This window comes from Bacteroides neonati (assembly GCF_000499785.1).
GTDB classification, from domain to species: Bacteria; Bacteroidota; Bacteroidia; order Bacteroidales; family Bacteroidaceae; genus Bacteroides; species Bacteroides neonati.
This window is the reverse complement of record NZ_HG726025.1, coordinates 217,267-237,070: the sequence shown is the minus strand read 5'-3', so window position 1 is coordinate 237,070 and position 19,804 is coordinate 217,267. Positions and strand designations below refer to the sequence as shown.

15 protein-coding genes are annotated in these 19,804 nt (G+C 45.8%); 10 read left to right on the top strand and 5 right to left on the bottom strand.

Annotated elements, in window-relative coordinates; genetic code table 11:
- Positions 1-15 precede the first annotated feature (15 nt).
- From TY03_RS17225 to TY03_RS17215, 3 genes are all read left to right on the top strand, one after another.
- On the top strand, positions 16-1,581 hold the full coding sequence (locus TY03_RS17225; RefSeq protein ID WP_042372201.1) for a RagB/SusD family nutrient uptake outer membrane protein: 1,566 nt from the start codon (positions 16-18) through the stop codon (positions 1,579-1,581).
- Between the two features lie 102 nt (positions 1,582-1,683).
- Positions 1,684-3,369 (top strand): alpha-amylase family glycosyl hydrolase, encoded by a 1,686-nt coding sequence (locus tag TY03_RS17220; RefSeq protein WP_052332538.1) that lies wholly within the window; start codon positions 1,684-1,686, stop codon positions 3,367-3,369.
- A gap of 5 nt (positions 3,370-3,374) precedes the next feature.
- Positions 3,375-5,405, top strand: a complete 2,031-nt coding sequence (locus TY03_RS17215; protein WP_042372199.1) for a glycoside hydrolase family 65 protein — start codon at positions 3,375-3,377, stop codon at positions 5,403-5,405.
- Here TY03_RS17215 and TY03_RS17210 read toward each other — a convergent pair.
- The gene (locus tag TY03_RS17210; protein ID WP_042372196.1) at positions 5,350-5,982 is read right to left on the bottom strand and encodes an RNA polymerase sigma factor; all 633 of its coding nucleotides are present in this window, start codon (positions 5,980-5,982) and stop codon (positions 5,350-5,352) included. The two genes, TY03_RS17215 and TY03_RS17210, sit on opposite strands and share 56 nt — an antisense overlap.
- 111 nt (positions 5,983-6,093) lie before the next feature.
- On the opposite strand from TY03_RS17210, the gene TY03_RS17205 reads away from it, so the two are divergent.
- Positions 6,094-6,561 (top strand): nucleoside deaminase, encoded by a 468-nt coding sequence (locus tag TY03_RS17205; RefSeq protein WP_042372195.1) that lies wholly within the window; start codon positions 6,094-6,096, stop codon positions 6,559-6,561.
- A gap of 108 nt (positions 6,562-6,669) precedes the next feature.
- Here TY03_RS17205 and TY03_RS17200 read toward each other — a convergent pair whose 3' ends face one another.
- Together TY03_RS17200 and TY03_RS17195 are read right to left on the bottom strand one after the other, a co-directional pair.
- Positions 6,670-8,322, bottom strand: coding sequence for an OmpP1/FadL family transporter (locus TY03_RS17200; protein WP_042372193.1), 1,653 nt, complete (start codon positions 8,320-8,322; stop codon positions 6,670-6,672).
- A 34-nt stretch (positions 8,323-8,356) separates the two neighbouring features.
- Positions 8,357-9,631 carry a hypothetical protein gene (locus TY03_RS17195; protein ID WP_042372191.1) on the bottom strand — a complete coding sequence of 425 codons (1,275 nt, stop codon included), beginning with the start codon at positions 9,629-9,631 and terminating at the stop codon, positions 8,357-8,359.
- A 500-nt stretch (positions 9,632-10,131) separates the two neighbouring features.
- Here TY03_RS17195 and prmA point away from each other — a divergent pair, with 500 nt between their 5' ends.
- Complete coding sequence (gene prmA / locus TY03_RS17190) at positions 10,132-10,974, top strand: 50S ribosomal protein L11 methyltransferase (RefSeq protein WP_042372189.1); 843 nt, start codon at positions 10,132-10,134, stop codon at positions 10,972-10,974.
- On the opposite strand, the gene TY03_RS17185 is transcribed toward prmA, so the two are convergent.
- Both TY03_RS17185 and TY03_RS17180 read right to left on the bottom strand, forming a co-directional pair.
- The gene (locus TY03_RS17185) at positions 10,964-11,812 is read right to left on the bottom strand and encodes a glycoside hydrolase family 25 protein (protein ID WP_042372187.1); all 849 of its coding nucleotides are present in this window, start codon (positions 11,810-11,812) and stop codon (positions 10,964-10,966) included. The genes prmA and TY03_RS17185 overlap by 11 nt on opposite strands.
- 58 nt (positions 11,813-11,870) lie before the next feature.
- Positions 11,871-13,514, bottom strand: coding sequence for a diphosphate--fructose-6-phosphate 1-phosphotransferase (locus TY03_RS17180; RefSeq protein ID WP_042372185.1), 1,644 nt, complete (start codon positions 13,512-13,514; stop codon positions 11,871-11,873).
- Positions 13,515-13,670: 156 nt separating this feature from the next.
- Between TY03_RS17180 and TY03_RS17175 the strand changes: the two genes are divergently transcribed.
- The 5 genes from TY03_RS17175 (at position 13,671) to TY03_RS17155 (ending at position 19,776) form a co-directional block, all read left to right on the top strand.
- Positions 13,671-15,884 carry a patatin-like phospholipase family protein gene (locus TY03_RS17175; protein ID WP_042372183.1) on the top strand — a complete coding sequence of 738 codons (2,214 nt, stop codon included), beginning with the start codon at positions 13,671-13,673 and terminating at the stop codon, positions 15,882-15,884.
- A gap of 113 nt (positions 15,885-15,997) precedes the next feature.
- The gene (locus tag TY03_RS17170; protein WP_042372182.1) at positions 15,998-16,267 is read left to right on the top strand and encodes a hypothetical protein; all 270 of its coding nucleotides are present in this window, start codon (positions 15,998-16,000) and stop codon (positions 16,265-16,267) included.
- A gap of 3 nt (positions 16,268-16,270) precedes the next feature.
- Positions 16,271-16,825 (top strand): lysophospholipid acyltransferase family protein, encoded by a 555-nt coding sequence (locus TY03_RS17165; protein WP_042372179.1) that lies wholly within the window; start codon positions 16,271-16,273, stop codon positions 16,823-16,825.
- Between the two features lie 13 nt (positions 16,826-16,838).
- Positions 16,839-17,654 (top strand): amidohydrolase, encoded by an 816-nt coding sequence (locus TY03_RS17160; RefSeq protein WP_394330896.1) that lies wholly within the window; start codon positions 16,839-16,841, stop codon positions 17,652-17,654.
- 130 nt (positions 17,655-17,784) lie between these two features.
- A complete protein-coding gene (locus tag TY03_RS17155) occupies positions 17,785-19,776 on the top strand; it encodes a glucosamine-6-phosphate deaminase (protein WP_042372176.1) in 1,992 nt (663 codons plus the stop codon).
- Positions 19,777-19,804 lie beyond the last annotated feature (28 nt).

Sequence of the window (19,804 nt, the reverse complement as noted above, 5' to 3'; positions counted from 1 at the left end):
CTAATACAATAGACAATGAAAAAGATAACAATCATAGCATATACCATCCTGGCAAGTTTTCTGGCAGCAGGATGCACTGACCTCAAGGAGCAGATATTGAATGAACAAAGCGGATCGGACATGGTATCCGACAGCAAGAATGCACAGATGCTGATCGCTCCGGCATACGCTTATCTGCGAGACCTACAAAGTCGAAGCGGTGTGTGGCTGGTACTCGAAAGTGTAACCGACGAAATGGTTTTTCCAACACGTGGAACCGATTGGAACAATGCCAGTTACCGCACCCTATTTACTCACGAGTACGATAGTAAAAACACCTATATCAAAAACACATGGAACAGTTTCATGATCGGTATTACCAAATGTAATACGGCACTACAATACCTGTCAAAACTCGATCAAACGGAAGAAGTAGCAGGCTATATGAACGAAGCTCTCTTTATCCGTGCTCTTTGTATGTATCACCTGATGGATTGCTTCGGAAGCTTCCCCATGCGTGAATATACCGAAACCGATTATTCGGTGAAACCGCAAATCTTGACCCGCCAACAAGCCATCGACCGTATTGAAAAGGAATTGACAGCCATTATTCCTTTGCTCAAAGACAAAGGATTAGTTCCCTACGGTCGCGTCACCAAGGCTGCCGCACAAATGTTACTGGCCAAGCTGTATCTTAATAATCAGGTTTATACCGGAACTGCTCCGGCCTTTACTGACGGTAAGGGTAAGTGGGCGGAGACAATTGAACTTTGCAACACCATTATTAACTCGGGCAAATACAAACTGGCCGATAACTTCTGGGAACTATATCAGGCCTTCAATGAGAAGTATTCCAACGAAACCGAAACAATCCTTCCCATTATATATAATATGGGAGCAGGACTGAATGGCATTGACTGGATAAATATCACCTTGCATTACAATCAGAAGTTTGGAAAGTTTACCGGTATGTGGAATGGCTGTTGCACCACCCCCGATTTTCTAAATACATGGGATACTACCGACCCACGCTATCAAAGTGATATAGTGAAGAAGGAGACCGGAATCAATGTTGGTATACTTGTAGGGCAACAATACGATATCAAAGGAGCCAAACTAAAAGACCGTACCGGGAAAGACCTCATTTATACACCCGAGTTCAGTGTACAAAACTCGACCGAAGCACAAGGAGCACGCGTAATAAAATACGCTCCCGATGTGAACTCGACCTATGGAAACAAAAGTGAAAATGATTTTCAATACTATCGCCTCACCGACGTTTACCTGATGCGCGCCGAAGCAAAATTGCGCAATAGCGATGCACCGGGCGCATTGGCAGACATCAACACCATACGAAACAAGCGAGGTGTAAAGCCTTATGCCTTAAATGAACTCACGTTGGAGAAGATTTTCAATGAGCGTGGATACGAGTTTTACTGGGACGGTCCATCACGACGTAACGACATGGTACGCTTCAATCGATATTGTGCTGCCCGTTATGAGAAGCCGGCTTCGGAGCCATATCGCATCCTGCTGCCTATTCCTATCAGTGCGCTTGAAGCAAATCCGGATTTAAAACAAAACGATTCAAGATACGATTAACGTACCAATGAAACGTCGGAGTAGCACAAAGAACGTAGCTACTCCGACGCGTTCATTGAAAGATGAAATTACTTTTGCATACATCATAATTGATAACACTTCATGAAACAACTATTCACATACATCCTCCTTCTGCTACTCACTGCCGGTAACGCCCGTGCTCAAAGCCCAACCTTTCACTTACCTAAGTGGATCGAGGAAGCTGTATTCTATCAAATTTATCCGCAAAGTTATCAAGATACCAACGGTGATGGTATCGGTGATATCCAAGGCATCATTGAGCGTCTGGACTATATCCAATCACTAGGCTGTAACACCTTGTGGCTGAATCCTTGTTTTCACTCCGCTTTTATGGATGCCGGATATGATGTTATCGATTTCTACCGGGTTGCTCCCCGCTATGGTAACAACGACGACCTGCGTCGTCTCTTCGACGAAGCTCATAAACGCCAGATGCGCGTCGTGCTCGATCTCGTTGCCGGACATTCGTCCGACCAATCACCATGGTTTCGCTATTCACAACAGAAAGAACAAAACCCATACACCGATCGCTATATCTGGACAAATGATTCAACGATTTGTCCTCCCAAATTCATAACCGGACACTTCGAACGTAACGGAAGCTACCGAAAAAACTACTTCGACTGTCAGCCGGCTCTTAACTACGGATACGGTCAACCCGATCCTGCCTGTCCTTGGGAACAACCGATAGACGCTCCCGGTCCAACCGCTACCCGAACCGAACTAAAGCATATCATGGATTACTGGATGCAGATGGGTTGCGACGGCTTTCGTGTCGACATGGCCGGTTCGCTCGTTAAAAATGATCCCGATCTACAAGGAACAACCGCTCTTTGGCACGAATTGCGTACACACTTCCAAAGCCTCTATCCCGATGGTATCCTGCTAGCCGAATGGAGTAATCCGCAGAAAGCCTTGAAAGTCGGTTTTATGATGGACTTTATCATTCACTTCGGACGTACAGGGTATGGTGAGCTGGTATTCAACGAAACCGGAACGTATCGTCGTGACACCTGCTATTTCGACCTCCGCGGAGTAGGCAATCCGAACCTGTACATCGCCAACCTGGACGACTGTTTGAAAGTGGCAGGCAACGACGGTCATCTCTGTATCCCAACAGGAAACCATGACTTTCAACGTATTCGTTGCGGCAGGCGTGATAGTGAAGCCGAAGTACGCACAGCCCTTACCTTCTTCCTCACTCAGCCGGGCGTACCATGCATTTACTATGGAGATGAAATCGGCATGCGCTTCATTGACGGACTACCGAATAAAGAAGGCAGCTTACTCCCCAAAGGAAATCGAGCAGGTAGCCGCACCCCCATGCAATGGGACGCTACTCCCGGTGCAGGGTTTTCCACAGCCAATCCCGATCAATACTACCTACCGATCGATTCGGCTTGCAATCGCCCCAACGTAGCTCAACAAGCCAATGATCCGGATTCGCAACTCAATTACGTACGTCGCCTACTTGCTTTGCGACGCGAATACCCTGCCCTTGCTTGTCGGGGCGGAATCACCTTCATGCAAACGGGTACAAACCACTATCCACTTGTTTACGAACGGCAATCAGGCAATGGCCAACGTCTATTGATCTGTATCAATCCCTCCGGACGAACCATCACTACGCAACGAGAATGTCGGCAGCCTATCGGTCGCCTCACTCCGATTCTCACTCAGGGCGACCAGCAGCGTATCAGTTACAAACGCGGAAAACTGCATCTCAACACACCGCCTCTATCCATTGGAATTTATCAACTACAATAAATATCATGAAACAGTATTTCATTCTTCTACTCATTGCCTTGTCTGCCACCATGCAGGCACAGGATGCCTGGCAAATAAATGCCACAAACATTAACCCCGAACAGTATTATGGAGTAACCGTAGCCAACGGTATGCTCGGCATCGTCTCTTCGGCCGATCCGCTACGAACTAATAACATAATACTGGCAGGCAGCTACGACAAGTACGGACGAGGACGGGTCAGTAACTTCCTCAATGGTTTTAACATGCTTAACACGACACTGTATATCGATGGCAAAAGTATAAACAAAGAGAATATCTCCAACTTTACCCAGACGCTCGACATGAAGCGTGCCATGCATACCTCTCGCTTCGATTTTGCAGAGAAGGCATCGGTTAGCTATTCCTATCTGGCTCTGCGTCAGCTCCCCTACTGTGCACTGCTAGTCATTGAGGTTACACCGCACACCGACATCAACCTGTCGGCTGCCAACCAACTGGAAACCCCCGATGCCTTTCGAGACGGACAGATGTATTACAACGAAATAAACCGTCGCCACGCTGCCATCAAGCTATTATCCACTCAAGCCGAAAGCCCTACAGGCAAACTTCGTATCTGTGCTTCTTCGGCTTTTCTGTTTCCCGAGAAAGCAGGCAACGAGCCACGAGTCATTCATACTACACCCAATAATAATAGCCATGCGATGCGGTTCAACCGCGAATTGAAGAAAGGAGAAACGTACCGCTTTTGTATTGTGGGCTCTACACTGACCTCAGCCCATCACCCCGATCCGATGAACGAAGCCGAACGCCTTACCGTATTTGCCAGCCTCGAAGGATACGATCGCCTCATTGCCAATCATACCAAACAGTGGGACGAGTTATGGCAAAGCGATATCCAGATAGAAGGAGACGCCCAGGCACAGCAAGACATACATAGCATGATCTATCATCTCTACTCCTTCGTACGCGAAGGATCGGCTCTTTCCATCTCTCCGATGGGTCTATCGGGGCTGGGATACAACGGACATATCTTCTGGGATGCAGATACATGGATATTTCCCGCCTTGCTGATGCTACAACCTCAATTGGCGCAGTCGCTTATTCGTTATCGAATTGACAGACTGGAGGCAGCCCGTAAGAATGCCTTCGAGCATGGTTTCCGAGGTGCCATGTTTCCATGGGAAAGTGCCGACAGCGGTTTCGAAGAGACACCTGTATGGGCATTGGCAGGAACCTTCGAACACCACATATCAGGTTGCGTTGCACTGGCTGCATGGAACTACTTCTGTATGACGCAAGACCGTACCTGGTTGCAACAAGAAGGCTATCCCTTGATAGAAGCGACTGCCGAGTTCTGGTTGAGCCGCATCGAAACAGATAGCATTGGCAGAAGTCACATCCGCAATGTAGTTGCAGCCGACGAATGGGCTGAGAATGTAGACGATGACGCTTTCACCAACGGAGTGGCAAAGATCAACCTTCTGGCGGCAGCGCAAGCCGCTCGCCTATTGAACTATCCTGTAGATGAACGTTGGGAGAAGGTGGCATCCTCTTTGGTTATTCATCAGTTCTCCGACGGAACAACCCGCGAACACAGCAGCTACAATGGCGAAACCATTAAGCAAGCCGACGTTAACCTGCTTGCCTATCCGCTTGGTCTCATCACTCACCCTAAACAGGTAGCTAAGGATCTGGCCTATTATGAAGTGAAAGTGCCCGAGAAAGATACACCGGCCATGACACAAGCTATATTCTCCTTGCTATACGCTCGTTTAGGCAATGCAGATAAAGCATGGCACTTCTTTCAAGACGCTTATCTGCCCAACCTCAATCCGCCCTTCCGTGTTATCGCCGAAACCAAAGGAGGAACCAATCCGTATTTTGCTACCGGAGCAGGTGGTGTGTTACAAGCCGTAATGATGGGATTTGGAGGATTGCACCTCACAGAAAAGGGAGTTGTGCAGCAGCAAGGAATCCTTCCGCCTCATTGGCAAAGCCTTACGTTGAAAGGTATTGGAGTAAAAAAGCAGACATACTCAGTGAAGAAGAAGTAATACACTGACGTAGCTTTGACATAGCACGATGCAATAGATTTCTCGTTGATTGATAATTCATTCCCAACATATCGGGAATTTCAATCAGCGGGATTTCTTGTATATAATAAAGGTAGATGGCTTCGCGTTGACGAGGGGTTAGTTCTTGCAAAACAGCAGCCAACTTCCGGCGGTTTTCTTCTTCAGCATCAATCTCTTCGCTTTCGCAAACAGCCTGAACCGAAAGTTCTATTTCAAATGGCCGGTTATCTGCATACGCTCCTGCGTTCATCTCGTCCATGGAGAGTAGAACGGGCGACGAAGCATTAAAATGATTTATCAACGTACGCTTCAACGCTACAAGCAGATAGCCTTTCAGCGATTGAGTTTCACCCAAATTTCTGCGGTTATGATACAGTTTCACAAATACATCCTGAATCGTATCTTTAACCAATTCGGTATCGGCAGTTATTTTTCTTCCGTAAGCATACATCGCATCCGAATAAGATTCGAACAATTGGGCGAAAGCATTTCGATCTCCTTCCCGAAATGCCAGCCAAAGCTCTTTCTCCGTATCGTATACTTTTGCTTTCTTCATCAATGCTTACCTTTCATTCGTGCTCAAAGATAAGCATTTTAAACGTTAGTTGGTTGCCCGAATATCAACGAATGATTATCTTTGTCATCGGAATAAAAAACAAATATAAAAATGACTAAGGAAGAATTGATGCGGAAAGCCATTGAGCTTTCCAAAGAGAACGTAGCCAATGGCGGAGGCCCCTTTGGAGCTGTGATAGCCAAAGACGGGGAGATTATTGCTACAGGTGTGAATCGTGTAACTGCATTGTGCGACCCTACGGCTCATGCCGAGGTGAGTGCCATCCGTGCTGCGACTTCGCAATTGGGAACATTCGACCTGAGTGGTTACGAAATATATACTTCGTGCGAACCCTGCCCCATGTGCCTAGGCGCCATCTATTGGGCACGTTTGGACAAAATGTATTATGGTAATAACAAGACCGATGCTAAAAACATAGGTTTCGACGACTCTTTTATATACGACGAACTCGAGCTGAAACCTGCTGACAGAAAGCTACCGTCGGAGATATTGCTACATAAAGAGGCACTGAAAGCCTTCGAAGCATGGAGCCAGAAAACGGATAAAGTAGTATATTGAAATGTGGTAAACGAACTGCTATCATATCAAGAATCCCCGGAGCACCTTAAACGCACTTCGGGGATTTCTTTTCGACACAGTGAAAGTTATTGTTGCAATTGTTTTTTCTTAGAAGCGTATACCCAATGTAAGGAGTACTTGACTGCGGGTATTGGTTACAATCGTAGCATTAGGAGTTTCTACTACAGTCTGATTATTATCAGCATAGGTATTGACAAATGGGAAGAATTCTTCTTTGTACGTAGCGTACTTATATGCAAGGTCTGCATAAAATAGAGAACCACGATAGCCAACACCCAACGTGTAGTTGTTTTTAGATTGCGAATTAGCAAAATCAGTATCAGTCTGAATAGAGTTTATTGGCAAATCCTTAAACGCATTGCTATGAAATGCAGCCGAACTGTGGTTATAACCAGCGCGTAAAGCAAATTGAGGAATCACTTTGTACTCTGCTCCGATACGGAATGTGTTCACCCCCTTAAGCATAGGCATGGTGCTATTCTCATATTCAAAAGCACCTGCATACCCCTGTGGGTCAAGAAACTTCGATTTTGAATAATTCTGATATTCATATTCCGCACCTAAGGCCAAACTTTTACCTACGGTATATCCCAAACTTACATTATAAGTCCAAGGAGTGCGAAGATTGAACTCGCGAATCATATCTTTATTATTTAATTCTTTATACGTATCTATATCATGAGGCAATATCTTACCTGCTTCCTGGTCCCAAACATCGGTTTCTATACGAGCATTTGTAGCCAATTCAAGACTATAAAACGTAGGAGTATGTACAGCCAAACCAATACGAAGTGGAGAGAACTCGAACGGGCGTATAATCATTCCCAACTTAATATCAAATCCAGAGCCATTGATCTTATTCCAACTCTGTAAGTTATAACCTTGATCATCGCCAAACATTTCTTTATGATAGGTGTATTTATTATAATTTACAGAATACGCTCCTACGGTTGCTCCCAAATAGACACGATCATTCAGATTAAAGGAAATATTAAAATCGTACTGATCGATACCTCCACGCTCCTCGGAACGATAATTAAGATCAGTATTATTACCAGCTATGCTTTGATAGAATTTGTAATTTACGTATTGAGGGTTACCATCCTTATCAAGTATCGGCTTACCATCTTTATCCAAATAAGGAAAATCTGTTTTATCTGTAGTAATCTGAGGATTAATCAAATATCCATCATATCCTAGTGCAGACAACCAACCAATGTCTCGATTGGTGTATCGATTTCCATTATCCCACATAGGCTTATCTATTCCATCGGCCTGAGCAGCCATTTGAAACGATTGGGAATAAGCTCCTATATTCCCCCCCATCTCCATATTGCGATTAAAAGACTTGGCACGTTTGTAGTTAAAACCAAAGTTAACATAACGCAATGAGGTTTGGTTACCTATTTTACTAGAAAAGACAACTCCAATATTATCAAACGAGCCGCGCATTTTATCCGAATTGAATTTATTTCCGGAAAAGACACTTTCTGTACCATAGGCCGATAAGCCAAATGTAGTCATTATATCGTTGCTTCGATAAATACCGATACCTGCGGGGTTTGATCCGATAGTCGATATATCACCACCAAGAGCACCCATAGCACCACCCATACCTACAAAACGAGCTGTTCCGTTTAAATCTTTACTTGTTATATTAGCGGCATCGTACACTGTTTGTGCACTTACTCCCGCTGCAATAAGCAAAGAGAATGCCGTTAAAGTCATTATTTTTTTCATTGTTTACTACTCTGTTTTAAAGTGTATACTCAACCTATCTTCGGCTACTGCCACTACTACTTCTGCTTGATCCGCCACCACCACTGCTAGAGCGCGATGAACTACCACCTCCACCGGAATAGCTGCTGCTCGAACGAGAGCTACTACCGCTACTTGGAGTATAGCTACGGCTATTTGAGCTATTGTCATAAGATCGACGTGTACTTTCTGTAGAAGAACTACGTGAAGGCATTGATGTAGAGCTTCCACGATTATAGCTGCGGGTAGATTCAGAGCTACTACGAACCATCTCTCGGCGTACACCTTCACCGGCAGAACTACGTGTACTACTTGGGCGCGTATAGGTGCTCCGACGAGTCGAGGCATCTCTACCGCTACTTACGCCTTGACGATTACCTTCTACACGGATAGAGTTGCTGCGATCATACGAGCGTGTACCTGTCGACGTACGTGTTCCAACAACTCGTCTGGTCGATGAGCCTTCGCCTCTAATCGAACTTCCCTCTTGCCTTCTAATACCGTTACTGTATTCTGATCTGCCCGACGAGCGACGATTGGTATACACCCGGTTGCTGTCCCAGCTTCCACCACCCCAACTTGGATAGTGACCGCCGCCACCCCATCCGGGATAATATCCGTGGTGGTGATGTCCCCAATAGCCACCCCAGCCGCCACCCCAGTAGCCGCCATACCAGCCGCCCCAATAGCTGCCGGCATAATAAGGAGAACCAAAGCCGAAGCCCCAGCTAGAACCGTAAGAGTTGAAGCGCCAATCCCACCAAAGGCGATTGCTGAAAGTAGGGAAAGCGTATGCATATAACCCATCGCTGTACACATTCCAGTCCCACGAGTTGCTGCCATAAACAACATCCCAATAGAGCGGGCTGCTGATGCTAATGGCGTAACGCGGATTACGGAAACGAATGATGCGTTCGGCATATTCATAATCTTCACGCGAACCGTTGAACTCACCGTTCACCCATTCGCCATCCAAATCCGGACGGGCTTTTTCTTGAACAAACAGTGTATCATCTTCCATGACAAACTCATTGTCGCGAGCCTCGTAACGGCGGTTGTATTCGTCTATATCACGCGTCTTTCCTTTGCGGTCTTGCACAACGACCGTAGTACCGGGCGATGTATAAATATTAGTAGTTACCTCTCGCTTCGCAGGAGCTCGCTTCACCGGTGCAGGTGCTGCTTTCTCTTTCGAAGGAATGAAGTAAAGGTCGTCATCATTGCTTTGTGCCATCATCCCCACCAGTGGAAGAGCCAAGGCAAACAGCGATAAAAAAACAATCTTTTTCATATTTCTGTGGTTTATTGGTTTTTACTCTTTTTATTCACGATACAAAGATAATCAAGGTGTTTACTATTAAAGGGAGATTTTCCCCAAACTATTATAGGGATTTCCCTAATAACGTTGATTTACCAATAAAATGAGCACGGATCAAAGTATATAGTGCGACAAATACATCTATAAAAAGGTATTGAGACGATGTTTTAAAAGCCCGTGAATTAATCGAAAAAAGCCGGTCGCCTTTTTAAAAAAGCCCGAGAGAAAATTTAAAAAGCTGGCGGCCTTTTCAGAAAAAGCCGCCAGCTTTTTTGTACAAGAAACGGCACATGATCAAACAGCGTATTATTTTCGCTACGCCTACTCTATTGAACGGTTGGGCATACTTAGAGAAACGGGGAGGATAGTGAGGAAAGAATGCATGTTAAAAGTGTTAATAAGGCCATTTGCCGATGGGTTCAAATATTCTATTCGAAAGAAAGTAATACCTTTGCAAATAAAAGATAAATTGAATGAAGTATTTCGAATTTACATTTAGCACCCGTCCTTGTTCGGAAACAGTGAGCGACGTGCTGGCAGCCGTATTGGGCGAAGCCGGTTTTGAAAGTTTTGTGACAACCGACAACGGGCTGACTGCCTACATACAGCAAGCATTGTGCGATGAATCAGCCATTAAGGAAGCCATTGCCGAATTCCCGATACCCGACACAGACATCACTTACTCTTACGTAGAAGCGGAGGATAAGGATTGGAACGAGGAGTGGGAAAAGAATTTCTTCCAGCCCATCATCATTGGCGACCGCTGTGTTATTCACAGCACCTTTCACCACGATGTGCCACAGGTGGAGTATGACATTGTGATCAATCCTCAGATGGCCTTCGGTACCGGACACCACGAAACGACCAGCCTCATCATCGGCGAGTTGCTTGAAACAACACTCAACGGCAAGTCGGTGCTCGACATGGGTTGTGGAACGTCTATCCTTGCCATTCTAGCTCGCCTGCGTGGGGCAGCACCTTGTTTGGCTATTGATATTGACGAATGGTGTGTGCGCAACTCCATCGAAAACATTGCGCTGAACGGATTGACCGATATCGAGGTAAAAGAAGGCGATGCCTCCATCCTTCAAGGAAAAGGACCGTTTGATGTAGTAATTGCCAACATCAACCGTAACATATTAGTGAACGACATGAAGCACTATATCGCTTGCATGCAACCGGGTTCCGAACTCTATATGAGCGGGTTTTATATAGACGATGTGCCTGTGATTCGCGCCGAAGCCGAACGCAATGGACTCACCTTCGTTCATCAAAAAGAGAAGAATCGCTGGGCAGCAGTGAAGTTTACTTTATAGTCATTTTCTGTAGCTCCTCCAATGTACCGTTGAATACATTCAGATCGACATCGTGTTTGATACCGGGCACGGTGCCGATATCGGTATGCTGCCAGAAGTGCCACTTGCCGGTATAACGAACCGAATCTACATAGTAATGTGCAATCCAATACGGATAAGCATTAAACAGAGAATCATCCAGGTAGCTGGTTTTGAATTTATAAGAGGTATAGAGAATAGGCTTCACTCCATAATGAGCCTCTACCCTATCGAGCCAACGTTTGATGTTGTGTTGTAATTCCTTTTTAGTCTTTTTGCCACGTACCTCTACATCGAGAACCGGTGGCAGATCGCCTGCCGATAGTTTAACGGTACGGATAAAGAAATCGGCCTGTCGCAACGGGTCGGTTTTAGGCGAAAAGAAGTGATAAGCTCCACGAATAAATCCGCGCTTTCCTGCTTCCGAAAAGTTTTGTTCAAAGGTATCATCGCCATGATCGCCTCCTTCGGTCGCCTTCATAAAGATGAAGTGAAGTGGGAATTCCGCATCCCGATTCTCGGCCAGTCTGTCCCAATCAATGGCTCCCTGATAGTGGGAGATGTCGATACCGTGCACCTCATAGCAACATGGCAGGCAGATACCATAGGCTTTCTGACCATAGCACTCTTTCCAACGATAGGAATAGGGACGGATGACAAAATAATAAAAAGAGACGGAGAAGATGCCTACCAACAAAAGGGCAAGCGTGTTTCGTAACCAAGTGGGCATGGAACGCATAGTCTTCTTCTTTTTTCGCGGAGAGCGATGAGAAGCACCAGTGGTTTTCTTGCGAGAAGGTATGGGTTTGCGAGGTGTCATTAGGTGTTATTTTTCATCACAGAGCACACCGGATGTATGCTCTGCGATGAATAAATATTTATTTAGCTTGCTCGAGCTGCAACGTTTTAGTTGGCTGGTCACAAACTTCGGTAGGACCGAAATATTGGATAGGACCCGGATATACATAATCCGTAGTCAACGCCCAACGGTCACGCTGTGCAGCAAATGCTTTGAAAGGAGCACCGTCCAATTTCACAAGTGCTTTCTGAATAACAGGCTTCATTTCGCCATGACGACGTTCCATGTTCATCATCATCGTGATAGGCACACCGCCGGCAATCCACTCAGAAGCAGGAGCTGTTGTGTTGCGTACAGACGACATATAACCGGTTTTACCGTTAGCGATCAGCATAGAAGCCGTATAGCCCAATGAGTAGCAGTAGTCGGCATCGTAGTTAGATGGAGCAGCGCAACGACCTTCGTAACCGAAGAAGTGGTGCTGTGCGGCAAACTTACCGTCGAACTTGCCTTCTTCTTTCCAAACAGCCAGTTTCGCAGCTACCATTTCAGACAACAACTTCTCTGTTTCGATAAGCGATACCTGTACGTTACCGTGTGGGTCGCGATCCAACGTCAACTGACGGGCTACACCTTCGGGAAGACTTGCATAGATAGCAGAGTTTTCGGCAGAAAGTTTGCGGATGATATAGTCGCGTTGGTGAGATTTCTTAATCTGAGCGAACTCTTCGGCATTGTGAGCCAGGAAGTCATTCAGTTCGGCGATCAAACGTTTCATAGCAGGGATAAACTCTACCAATCCTTCGGGAATCAACACCGTACCGAAGTTATTGCCTTCGGCAGCACGGTTGGCCACTACCTGAGCGATGTAAGTCACTACATCATCGAGCGACATATTCTTCTCTTCTACCTCTTCGGATACGATACATACGTTGGGTTGTACCTGCAAAGCACATTCCAATGCGATGTGAGAAGCCGAACGACCCATCAACTTCACAAAGTGCCAGTATTTGCGAGCAGAGTTACAGTCGCGTTGAATGTTACCGATTACCTCAGAGTACACTTTACAAGCGGTGTCGAAACCAAAAGACGTTTCGATCATTTCGTTTTTCAAGTCACCATCGATGGTTTTCGGACAACCGATAACCTGTACACCTGTTTTCTTAGCAGCATAATACTCTGCCAATACGCAAGCATTTGTATTAGAGTCATCGCCACCGATAATCACCAATGCTTTGATACCCAATTGGTCGATAATTTCGAGACCTTTATCAAATTGTGCAGTACTCTCGAGCTTTGTACGACCCGAGCCGATGATATCGAAACCACCCGTGTTGCGGTATTCGTCGATGATATCGGCAGTCAGTTCCATATAGTTATGATCGACCAAACCGCCGGGGCCCAAAATGAAACCAAACAAACGGCTCTCTTTGTTCAATGCTTTCAATCCGTCGAACAGACCCGAAATTACATTGTGTCCGCCGGGAGCTTGTCCGCCCGAAAGAATCACACCTACGTTCATAGCAGGCAATTGTACTGCTGCGCCTTCTTCAAATGTGATAAGAGGCATGCCGTATGTATTCGGGAATAATTGTTTGATAGCTTCCTGATCGGCTACTGATTGAGTAGCTGCGCCTTCAACGGCTTTCACTGAACCCTTCAGCGCTTTAGGGAGTTTGGGCTGGTAAGCAGCCCTTGCGATTTGCAATGCACTTTTAGTCATTTTCTTTCTATTTATTAAAGGTGTTAGTAAGTTCGATGCGTTTGCTTTCTGAAAAGCGATGCAAATTTCGGCTTTTTTTCTGAATTATAAAAGAGAGTAAACAATTTATATCCTACATTTGTATTTTATTATAAGCCATCAAAACGATACTTCCGTATGAAAAAACAGTTATATAGCATTCTTCTTGTAGTACTTGGATTATTTATTTGTATTCCTTTAGGGGCACAGCCACGCAAAAAAGTAGCAGTTGTGTTAAGTGGCGGCGGTGCCAAGGGAGTGGCTCATATCGGTGCACTGAGAGTGATCGAGAAAGCAGGCATCCCCATTGATTATGTGGTAGGAACCAGTATGGGAGCCATCGTAGGTGGTCTGTACTCCATCGGATATACACCCGAACAACTCGACAGTATGGTCAGGAAGCAAAACTGGACATTTCTGCTAAGCGACAAAATAAAGCGAAGCGAACAAACCATGCTCGAACGTAAGAATGCCGCCACGTATGTACTCTCCATCCCCTACAGCAAAGGAATGAAAGAGAAGTCGCTGGGAGGAATGATTCAAGGACAGAACCTCTCCAACCTGTTTTCCGAACTCACCGTGGGTTATCACGATTCGGTCAATTTCAATAAGCTACCCATCCCCTTTGCTTGTGTATCGGAAAACGTAGTCAACGGCAAGCAAGTCGTTTTTCACGAGGGTATCTTATCAACAGCCATGCGTGCCAGTATGGCTATCCCGTTTGTGTTCACCCCCGTACGTATCGACAGCATGGTGTTGGTAGACGGAGGCATGACCAATAACTTCCCCACCAACATCGCCAAGGAGATGGGAGCCGACATTATCATCGGAGTCGATGTACAGTCCGATTTAAGTGGCCCCGAAAAGCTCAATACCGTGCCCGAAATTATGAACCAGATTGTAAACCTGAGTGGACAGAGCAACTACGAACGAAACATAGAGCTAACCAATACCTATATTAAGGTAGACGTGAAAGGTTATTCGGCTGCCAGCTTCAACGCCGTAGCACTCGACACCCTGATGCGTCGCGGAGAAGAGGCTGCGATGGATAAATGGCAGGCGTTGGTCGACTTAAAGAAAACAATAGGCATTCCCGAAAACTTTGTTCCGAAGCCTCACGGTCCTTACAGTGCAGTAGATATCTCGCGCAATATCTTCGTGCGCAACATCACTTTCTCGGGGCTTAAAGATACCGACGAGAAGTGGCTCTTGAAGAAATGTAAATTGAAAGAGAATACCGAAATCAATATCAGCGAAATCGATAAGGCTATCTATATATTGAGAGGGAGCCAGGCATACTCCAACGTAAGTTATGCGTTGAACAATACCGTGCCGGGCGAGTATAACCTCAACATCATGCTCGAAGAGAAGTACGAAAACTACTTCAACCTCGGCATCCGTTTCGACTCCGAAGAGATTGCTTCCTTGTTGCTCAACGCCACTGCCAACCTAAAAACCCGCATTCCCTCACGCTTATCCGTAACCGGTCGATTGGGCAAGCGATACCTCGCCGCCGTAGAGTATACGTTGGAGCCGGCACAGATGCGCAACTTCAATTTTGCATATCAGTTTCAATACAACGATATCAACATTTACTCGCATGGCAACAGAATCTTCAATACGACTTATAAATACCATTCGGGCGAATTCAGCTTTTCGGATATATGGTACAAAAACCTGCGTTTCATGGTAGGTACGCGTTTTGAGTATTTTAAATACAAAGACATACTTTACAACAGCCCCGAATATGATATGCACATCAAACCCGAATCTTTTTTCAGCTACTTTGCCCAATTGCATTACAGTACGCTGAATAAAAATTATTTCCCTTCCAAGGGAAGCGACATCAAGGCAGCTTATCATCTTTATACCGATAATTTGTATAGCTATAATGATCATGCACCCTTCTCGGCCATCAGTGCCTCGTGGGAAAGTGCCTTCCTGCTCACCAATCGCTTTGCCCTGTTGCCGTCGGTCTATGGCCGGGTACTGATCGGCAAAGAGATTCCCTATCCTTACACGAATGCGCTGGGTGGATACACCTATGGTCGGTACGCGCCTCAGCAACTACCATTTGTAGGTATTAACAACATTGAGATGAATGATAAATCGGTCGTTGTTACCAGCCTGAAGCTGCGCCAGCGAATGGGTGCAAATCACTATATCACACTTACCGGAAATGTTGCTTTTTGCGATAGTAACTTCTTTCATTCGCTCCAAGGCAGAAAGATTTACGGTGGAGGCATCGGATACGGATACGATAGCATATTCGGTCCCCTAGAGGCTTCTTTCAACTATTCAAACGATACGAGAGCAGTCGGATTCTACGTGAATCTGGGATATACCTTTTAGCCCTCTGATAGGATATATTTCCTTAAAAGGTGGCGATTTATTCGTTAAAGCCGAAGAAAGTCTCTATCTTTACCGCCATATTTATTCAGTATTCACAATAAAACAGTCAGATTATGGCAAGCAGAAGAGAACTTAAAAAGAATGTAAATTATATTGCAGGAGAGTTATTCTCAGAGTGTTTAATCAACAGCATGTTTGTTCCGGGTACGGACAAAACCAAAGCTGACAAACTAATGGGTCAAATCCTGACCATGCAAGATGAGTTTCTTTCTCGCATCAGTCACACAGAACCGGGCAATGTGAAAGGATTCTACAAGAAGTTCCGTGCCGATTTTAACGCCAGCGTGAATGAAATTATTGATGCCCTTGCGAAATTAAACTAAAGCATGAAGAAAGCCCTTTATAGTTTTATCTATTATCGATTATTGGGGTGGAAAATGAATGTATCGGTACCCGACTACGATAAATGTGTTGTCTGTGCCGCTCCACATACCACTAATCTGGACCTTTTTATTGGCAAACTATTCTACGGAGCATGGGGTCGCAAAACGAGCTTCATGATGAAGAAAGAGTGGTTCTTTTTCCCCTTGGGAATTTTATTCAAAGCAGTAGGCGGTATTCCGGTAAACCGTGGACGCAAAACATCGCTGGTAGACCAGATGGTACAAGCGTTCAAGAACTCGAAGAAGTTTCACCTGGCTATCACGCCCGAAGGAACCCGCAAGCCTAACCCACACTGGAAGAAAGGCTTCTACTACATCGCCCTCAAAGCCGGTGTACCCATCGTACTGGTGGGAATCGACTACCCGTCGAAAACCATTTCGGCTACCAAGGCCGTTATGCCATCGGGGGATATAGAAAAGGATATGCGTGAAATCAAGCTCTATTATAAGAATTTTACAGGGAAACATCCTGAAAACTTTAATATGGGCGATATTTAATGAATGGTTCATGATGAACAACGACCACCCATTACGAATTTCAATCATCCAGACAGATATTAGTTGGGAAAACAAACAGGACAATCTCCGTTTGCTCCACAGAAAGCTCGAAGCTCTCTGTGGAACAACGGAGATTGTTGTTTTACCCGAAATGTTCTCGACCGGATTCAGTATGAATAGCCAATCACTGGCAGAGCCCACCGATGGAACAACCATCACAACGCTACGGCAGTGGGCAACAACCTACGGCATAGCCATTGCCGGAAGCTATATAGCATTGGGCAACAATGGCAGGTATTACAACCGGGCATTCTTTCTGACTCCCGAGGGAGAAGCACATTACTACGACAAGCGGCATCTGTTTCGCATGGGACACGAACCCGAGTCGTTCGCTGCCGGAGAAGCCGATAAGCAAATAATCGCTTACCGGGGATGGAACATCCGCTTGCTTATCTGCTACGACCTGCGCTTCCCGGTATGGAGCCGCAATACAGCCAATGAGTACGACCTGCTTATCTACGTAGCCAACTGGCCCGAAAGCCGGCGTTTGGTGTGGGACACTCTTCTTCGCGCCCGCGCACTCGAGAATATGTGCTACGTTTGTGGAGTAAACCGGATAGGAACCGATGCCAACCAATTAATATATAAAGGTGGCAGCATACTTTATTCGCCCAAAGGCGACACTCTGGCTACAATCAATGATGGCGAGGAGGCAGTGGCTACAGCCACCTTGAGCCTATCTTCCCTGCATGAGCTTCGAAAGAAGTTTCCGGTATGGAAAGATGCCGATCTTTTCGAGCTATTACCTTTACAGGAAAATAAATGTTAAAAACTCTAACATTATGCAAGATTACCTACAACGAGGTAGGCTCTATCATAAAGTTCTTTCGTATCTTTGTAGTTCGAAAAAACGACTAAATGCACGACTTTAATCTATCATAACTTAATAACCCAATTTTATGAAAACAAACTTAAGTTCTCAAATTACTCTCAATAGAGTATCCCCCAGGTACTACCGACCGGAGAATGCGTTTGAAAGATCGGTTCTAACCCGATTTGAAAAGATTCCGACCGATATCTATGAGTCTGTAGAAGAAGGAGCCAACTTCATCGCTTGTGAAATAGCTCAGGTGATTCGTGAAAAACAAAAAGCCGGACGTTTCTGTGTATTGGCTTTACCCGGAGGTGATTCTCCACGCAGCGTCTATGCCGATTTGATTCGTATGCACAAAGAAGAAGGGTTGAGCTTCCGCAACGTGATTGTATTCAATATGTACGAATACTATCCACTCTCTGCCGATGCGATCAACAGCAATTTCAACGCACTCAAAGAGATGTTCCTCGACTACATCGACATTGACAAGCAAAACGTATTCACCCCCGATGGTACCATTGCCAAAGATACGATTCTGGAGTATTGCCGTTTGTACGAGCAACGCATCGAGAGTTTCGGCGGTATTGATATCGCTCTGTTGGGCATCGGCCGCGTAGGTAATATCGCGTTCAATGAGCCGGGTTCACGCTTAAACTCTACTACCCGACTGATTTTGCTCGACAGTGCTTCTCGCAATGAAGCATCGAAGATATTCGGAAACACAGAAAGCACACCGATCAGCTCTATCACCATGGGTGTATCGACGATCCTGAGTGCCAAGAAGATCTATCTGTTGGCATGGGGCGAAGACAAAGCACGCATGATTAAAGAGTGCGTCGAAGGGTCTATCACCGATACCATCCCGGCTTCTTACCTGCAAACACACAACAATGCCCACGTAGCCATCGACCTATCGGCAGCAAGCAACCTGACGCGTATTCACCGTCCTTGGTTGGTTACTTCTTGCGAATGGAACGATAAGCTGATTCGCAGTGCCATTGTTTGGTTGTGCCAACTTACCGGAAAGCCTATCTTGAAGCTTACCAACAAAGATTATAACGAAAACGGCCTGAGCGAGTTGCTTGCTCTGTTCGGATCGGCATACAATGTGAATATCAAGATATTCAATGATTTGCAACACACCATCACCGGATGGCCCGGTGGTAAACCCAATGCCGACGACACACACCGTCCGGAGCGTGCCAAACCATTCCCCAAACGAGTGGTTGTATTCTCTCCGCATCCCGATGATGATGTCATTTCAATGGGTGGTACCATCCGTCGTTTGGTAGAGCAAAAGCACGATGTGCACGTGGCTTACCAAACATCGGGCAACATTGCCGTTGGCGACGAAGAAGTAATCCGCTTCCTGCACTTCATCAACGGATTCAACCAGATCTTTATCAACAGCGAAGATAAAGTGATCAGCGATCGCTATGCCGAATTCCGCAAATTCCTTAGCGAAAAGAAAGACGGTGATCTGGACACACGCGATATCTTGACCATCAAAGGCTTGATCCGTCGCGGCGAAGCTCGTACGGCATGTACCTACAATAACATTCCGCTGAGCCACTGCCACTTCCTAGATCTTCCGTTCTACGAAACAGGTAAGATTCAGAAGAGCCCGATCAGTGAAGCCGATGTAGAGATTGTTCGTAACTTACTTCGCGAACTGAAACCGCATCAGATCTTTGTGGCAGGCGACCTTGCCGATCCTCATGGTACACACCGTGTTTGTACCGATGCCGTATTTGCTGCTATCGACCTCGAAAAAGAAGAGGGAGCCAAATGGTTGAAAGATTGCCGCATCTGGATGTATCGTGGTGCATGGGCCGAATGGGAAATTGAAAACATTGAAATGGCAGTGCCTATCAGCCCCGAGGAATTGCGTGCTAAACGCAACTCGATCCTGAAGCACCAGTCGCAGATGGAAAGCGCCCCATTTATGGGCAACGACGAACGTCTGTTCTGGCAACGCAGTGAAGACCGCAACCGTGGAACGGCTGCTCTTTACGACAGCTTGGGTCTGGCATCTTACGAAGCGATGGAAGCTTTCGTTGAGTACGTGCCGCTATAATAATTGATAAAAGAACGATAGAATAGTG

Coding starts and splice junctions, on each gene's coding strand:
- TY03_RS17225 (WP_042372201.1), top strand. CDS start 16: ATGAAAAAGATAACAATCATAGCATATACCATCCTGGCAAGTTTTCTG.
- TY03_RS17220 (WP_052332538.1), top strand. CDS start 1,684: ATGAAACAACTATTCACATACATCCTCCTTCTGCTACTCACTGCCGGT.
- TY03_RS17215 (WP_042372199.1), top strand. CDS start 3,375: ATGAAACAGTATTTCATTCTTCTACTCATTGCCTTGTCTGCCACCATG.
- TY03_RS17210 (WP_042372196.1), bottom strand. CDS start 5,982: ATGAAGAAAGCAAAAGTATACGATACGGAGAAAGAGCTTTGGCTGGCA.
- TY03_RS17205 (WP_042372195.1), top strand. CDS start 6,094: ATGACTAAGGAAGAATTGATGCGGAAAGCCATTGAGCTTTCCAAAGAG.
- TY03_RS17200 (WP_042372193.1), bottom strand. CDS start 8,322: ATGAAAAAAATAATGACTTTAACGGCATTCTCTTTGCTTATTGCAGCG.
- TY03_RS17195 (WP_042372191.1), bottom strand. CDS start 9,631: ATGAAAAAGATTGTTTTTTTATCGCTGTTTGCCTTGGCTCTTCCACTG.
- prmA (WP_042372189.1), top strand. CDS start 10,132: ATGAAGTATTTCGAATTTACATTTAGCACCCGTCCTTGTTCGGAAACA.
- TY03_RS17185 (WP_042372187.1), bottom strand. CDS start 11,812: ATGACACCTCGCAAACCCATACCTTCTCGCAAGAAAACCACTGGTGCT.
- TY03_RS17180 (WP_042372185.1), bottom strand. CDS start 13,514: ATGACTAAAAGTGCATTGCAAATCGCAAGGGCTGCTTACCAGCCCAAA.
- TY03_RS17175 (WP_042372183.1), top strand. CDS start 13,671: ATGAAAAAACAGTTATATAGCATTCTTCTTGTAGTACTTGGATTATTT.
- TY03_RS17170 (WP_042372182.1), top strand. CDS start 15,998: ATGGCAAGCAGAAGAGAACTTAAAAAGAATGTAAATTATATTGCAGGA.
- TY03_RS17165 (WP_042372179.1), top strand. CDS start 16,271: ATGAAGAAAGCCCTTTATAGTTTTATCTATTATCGATTATTGGGGTGG.
- TY03_RS17160 (WP_394330896.1), top strand. CDS start 16,839: ATGAACAACGACCACCCATTACGAATTTCAATCATCCAGACAGATATT.
- TY03_RS17155 (WP_042372176.1), top strand. CDS start 17,785: ATGAAAACAAACTTAAGTTCTCAAATTACTCTCAATAGAGTATCCCCC.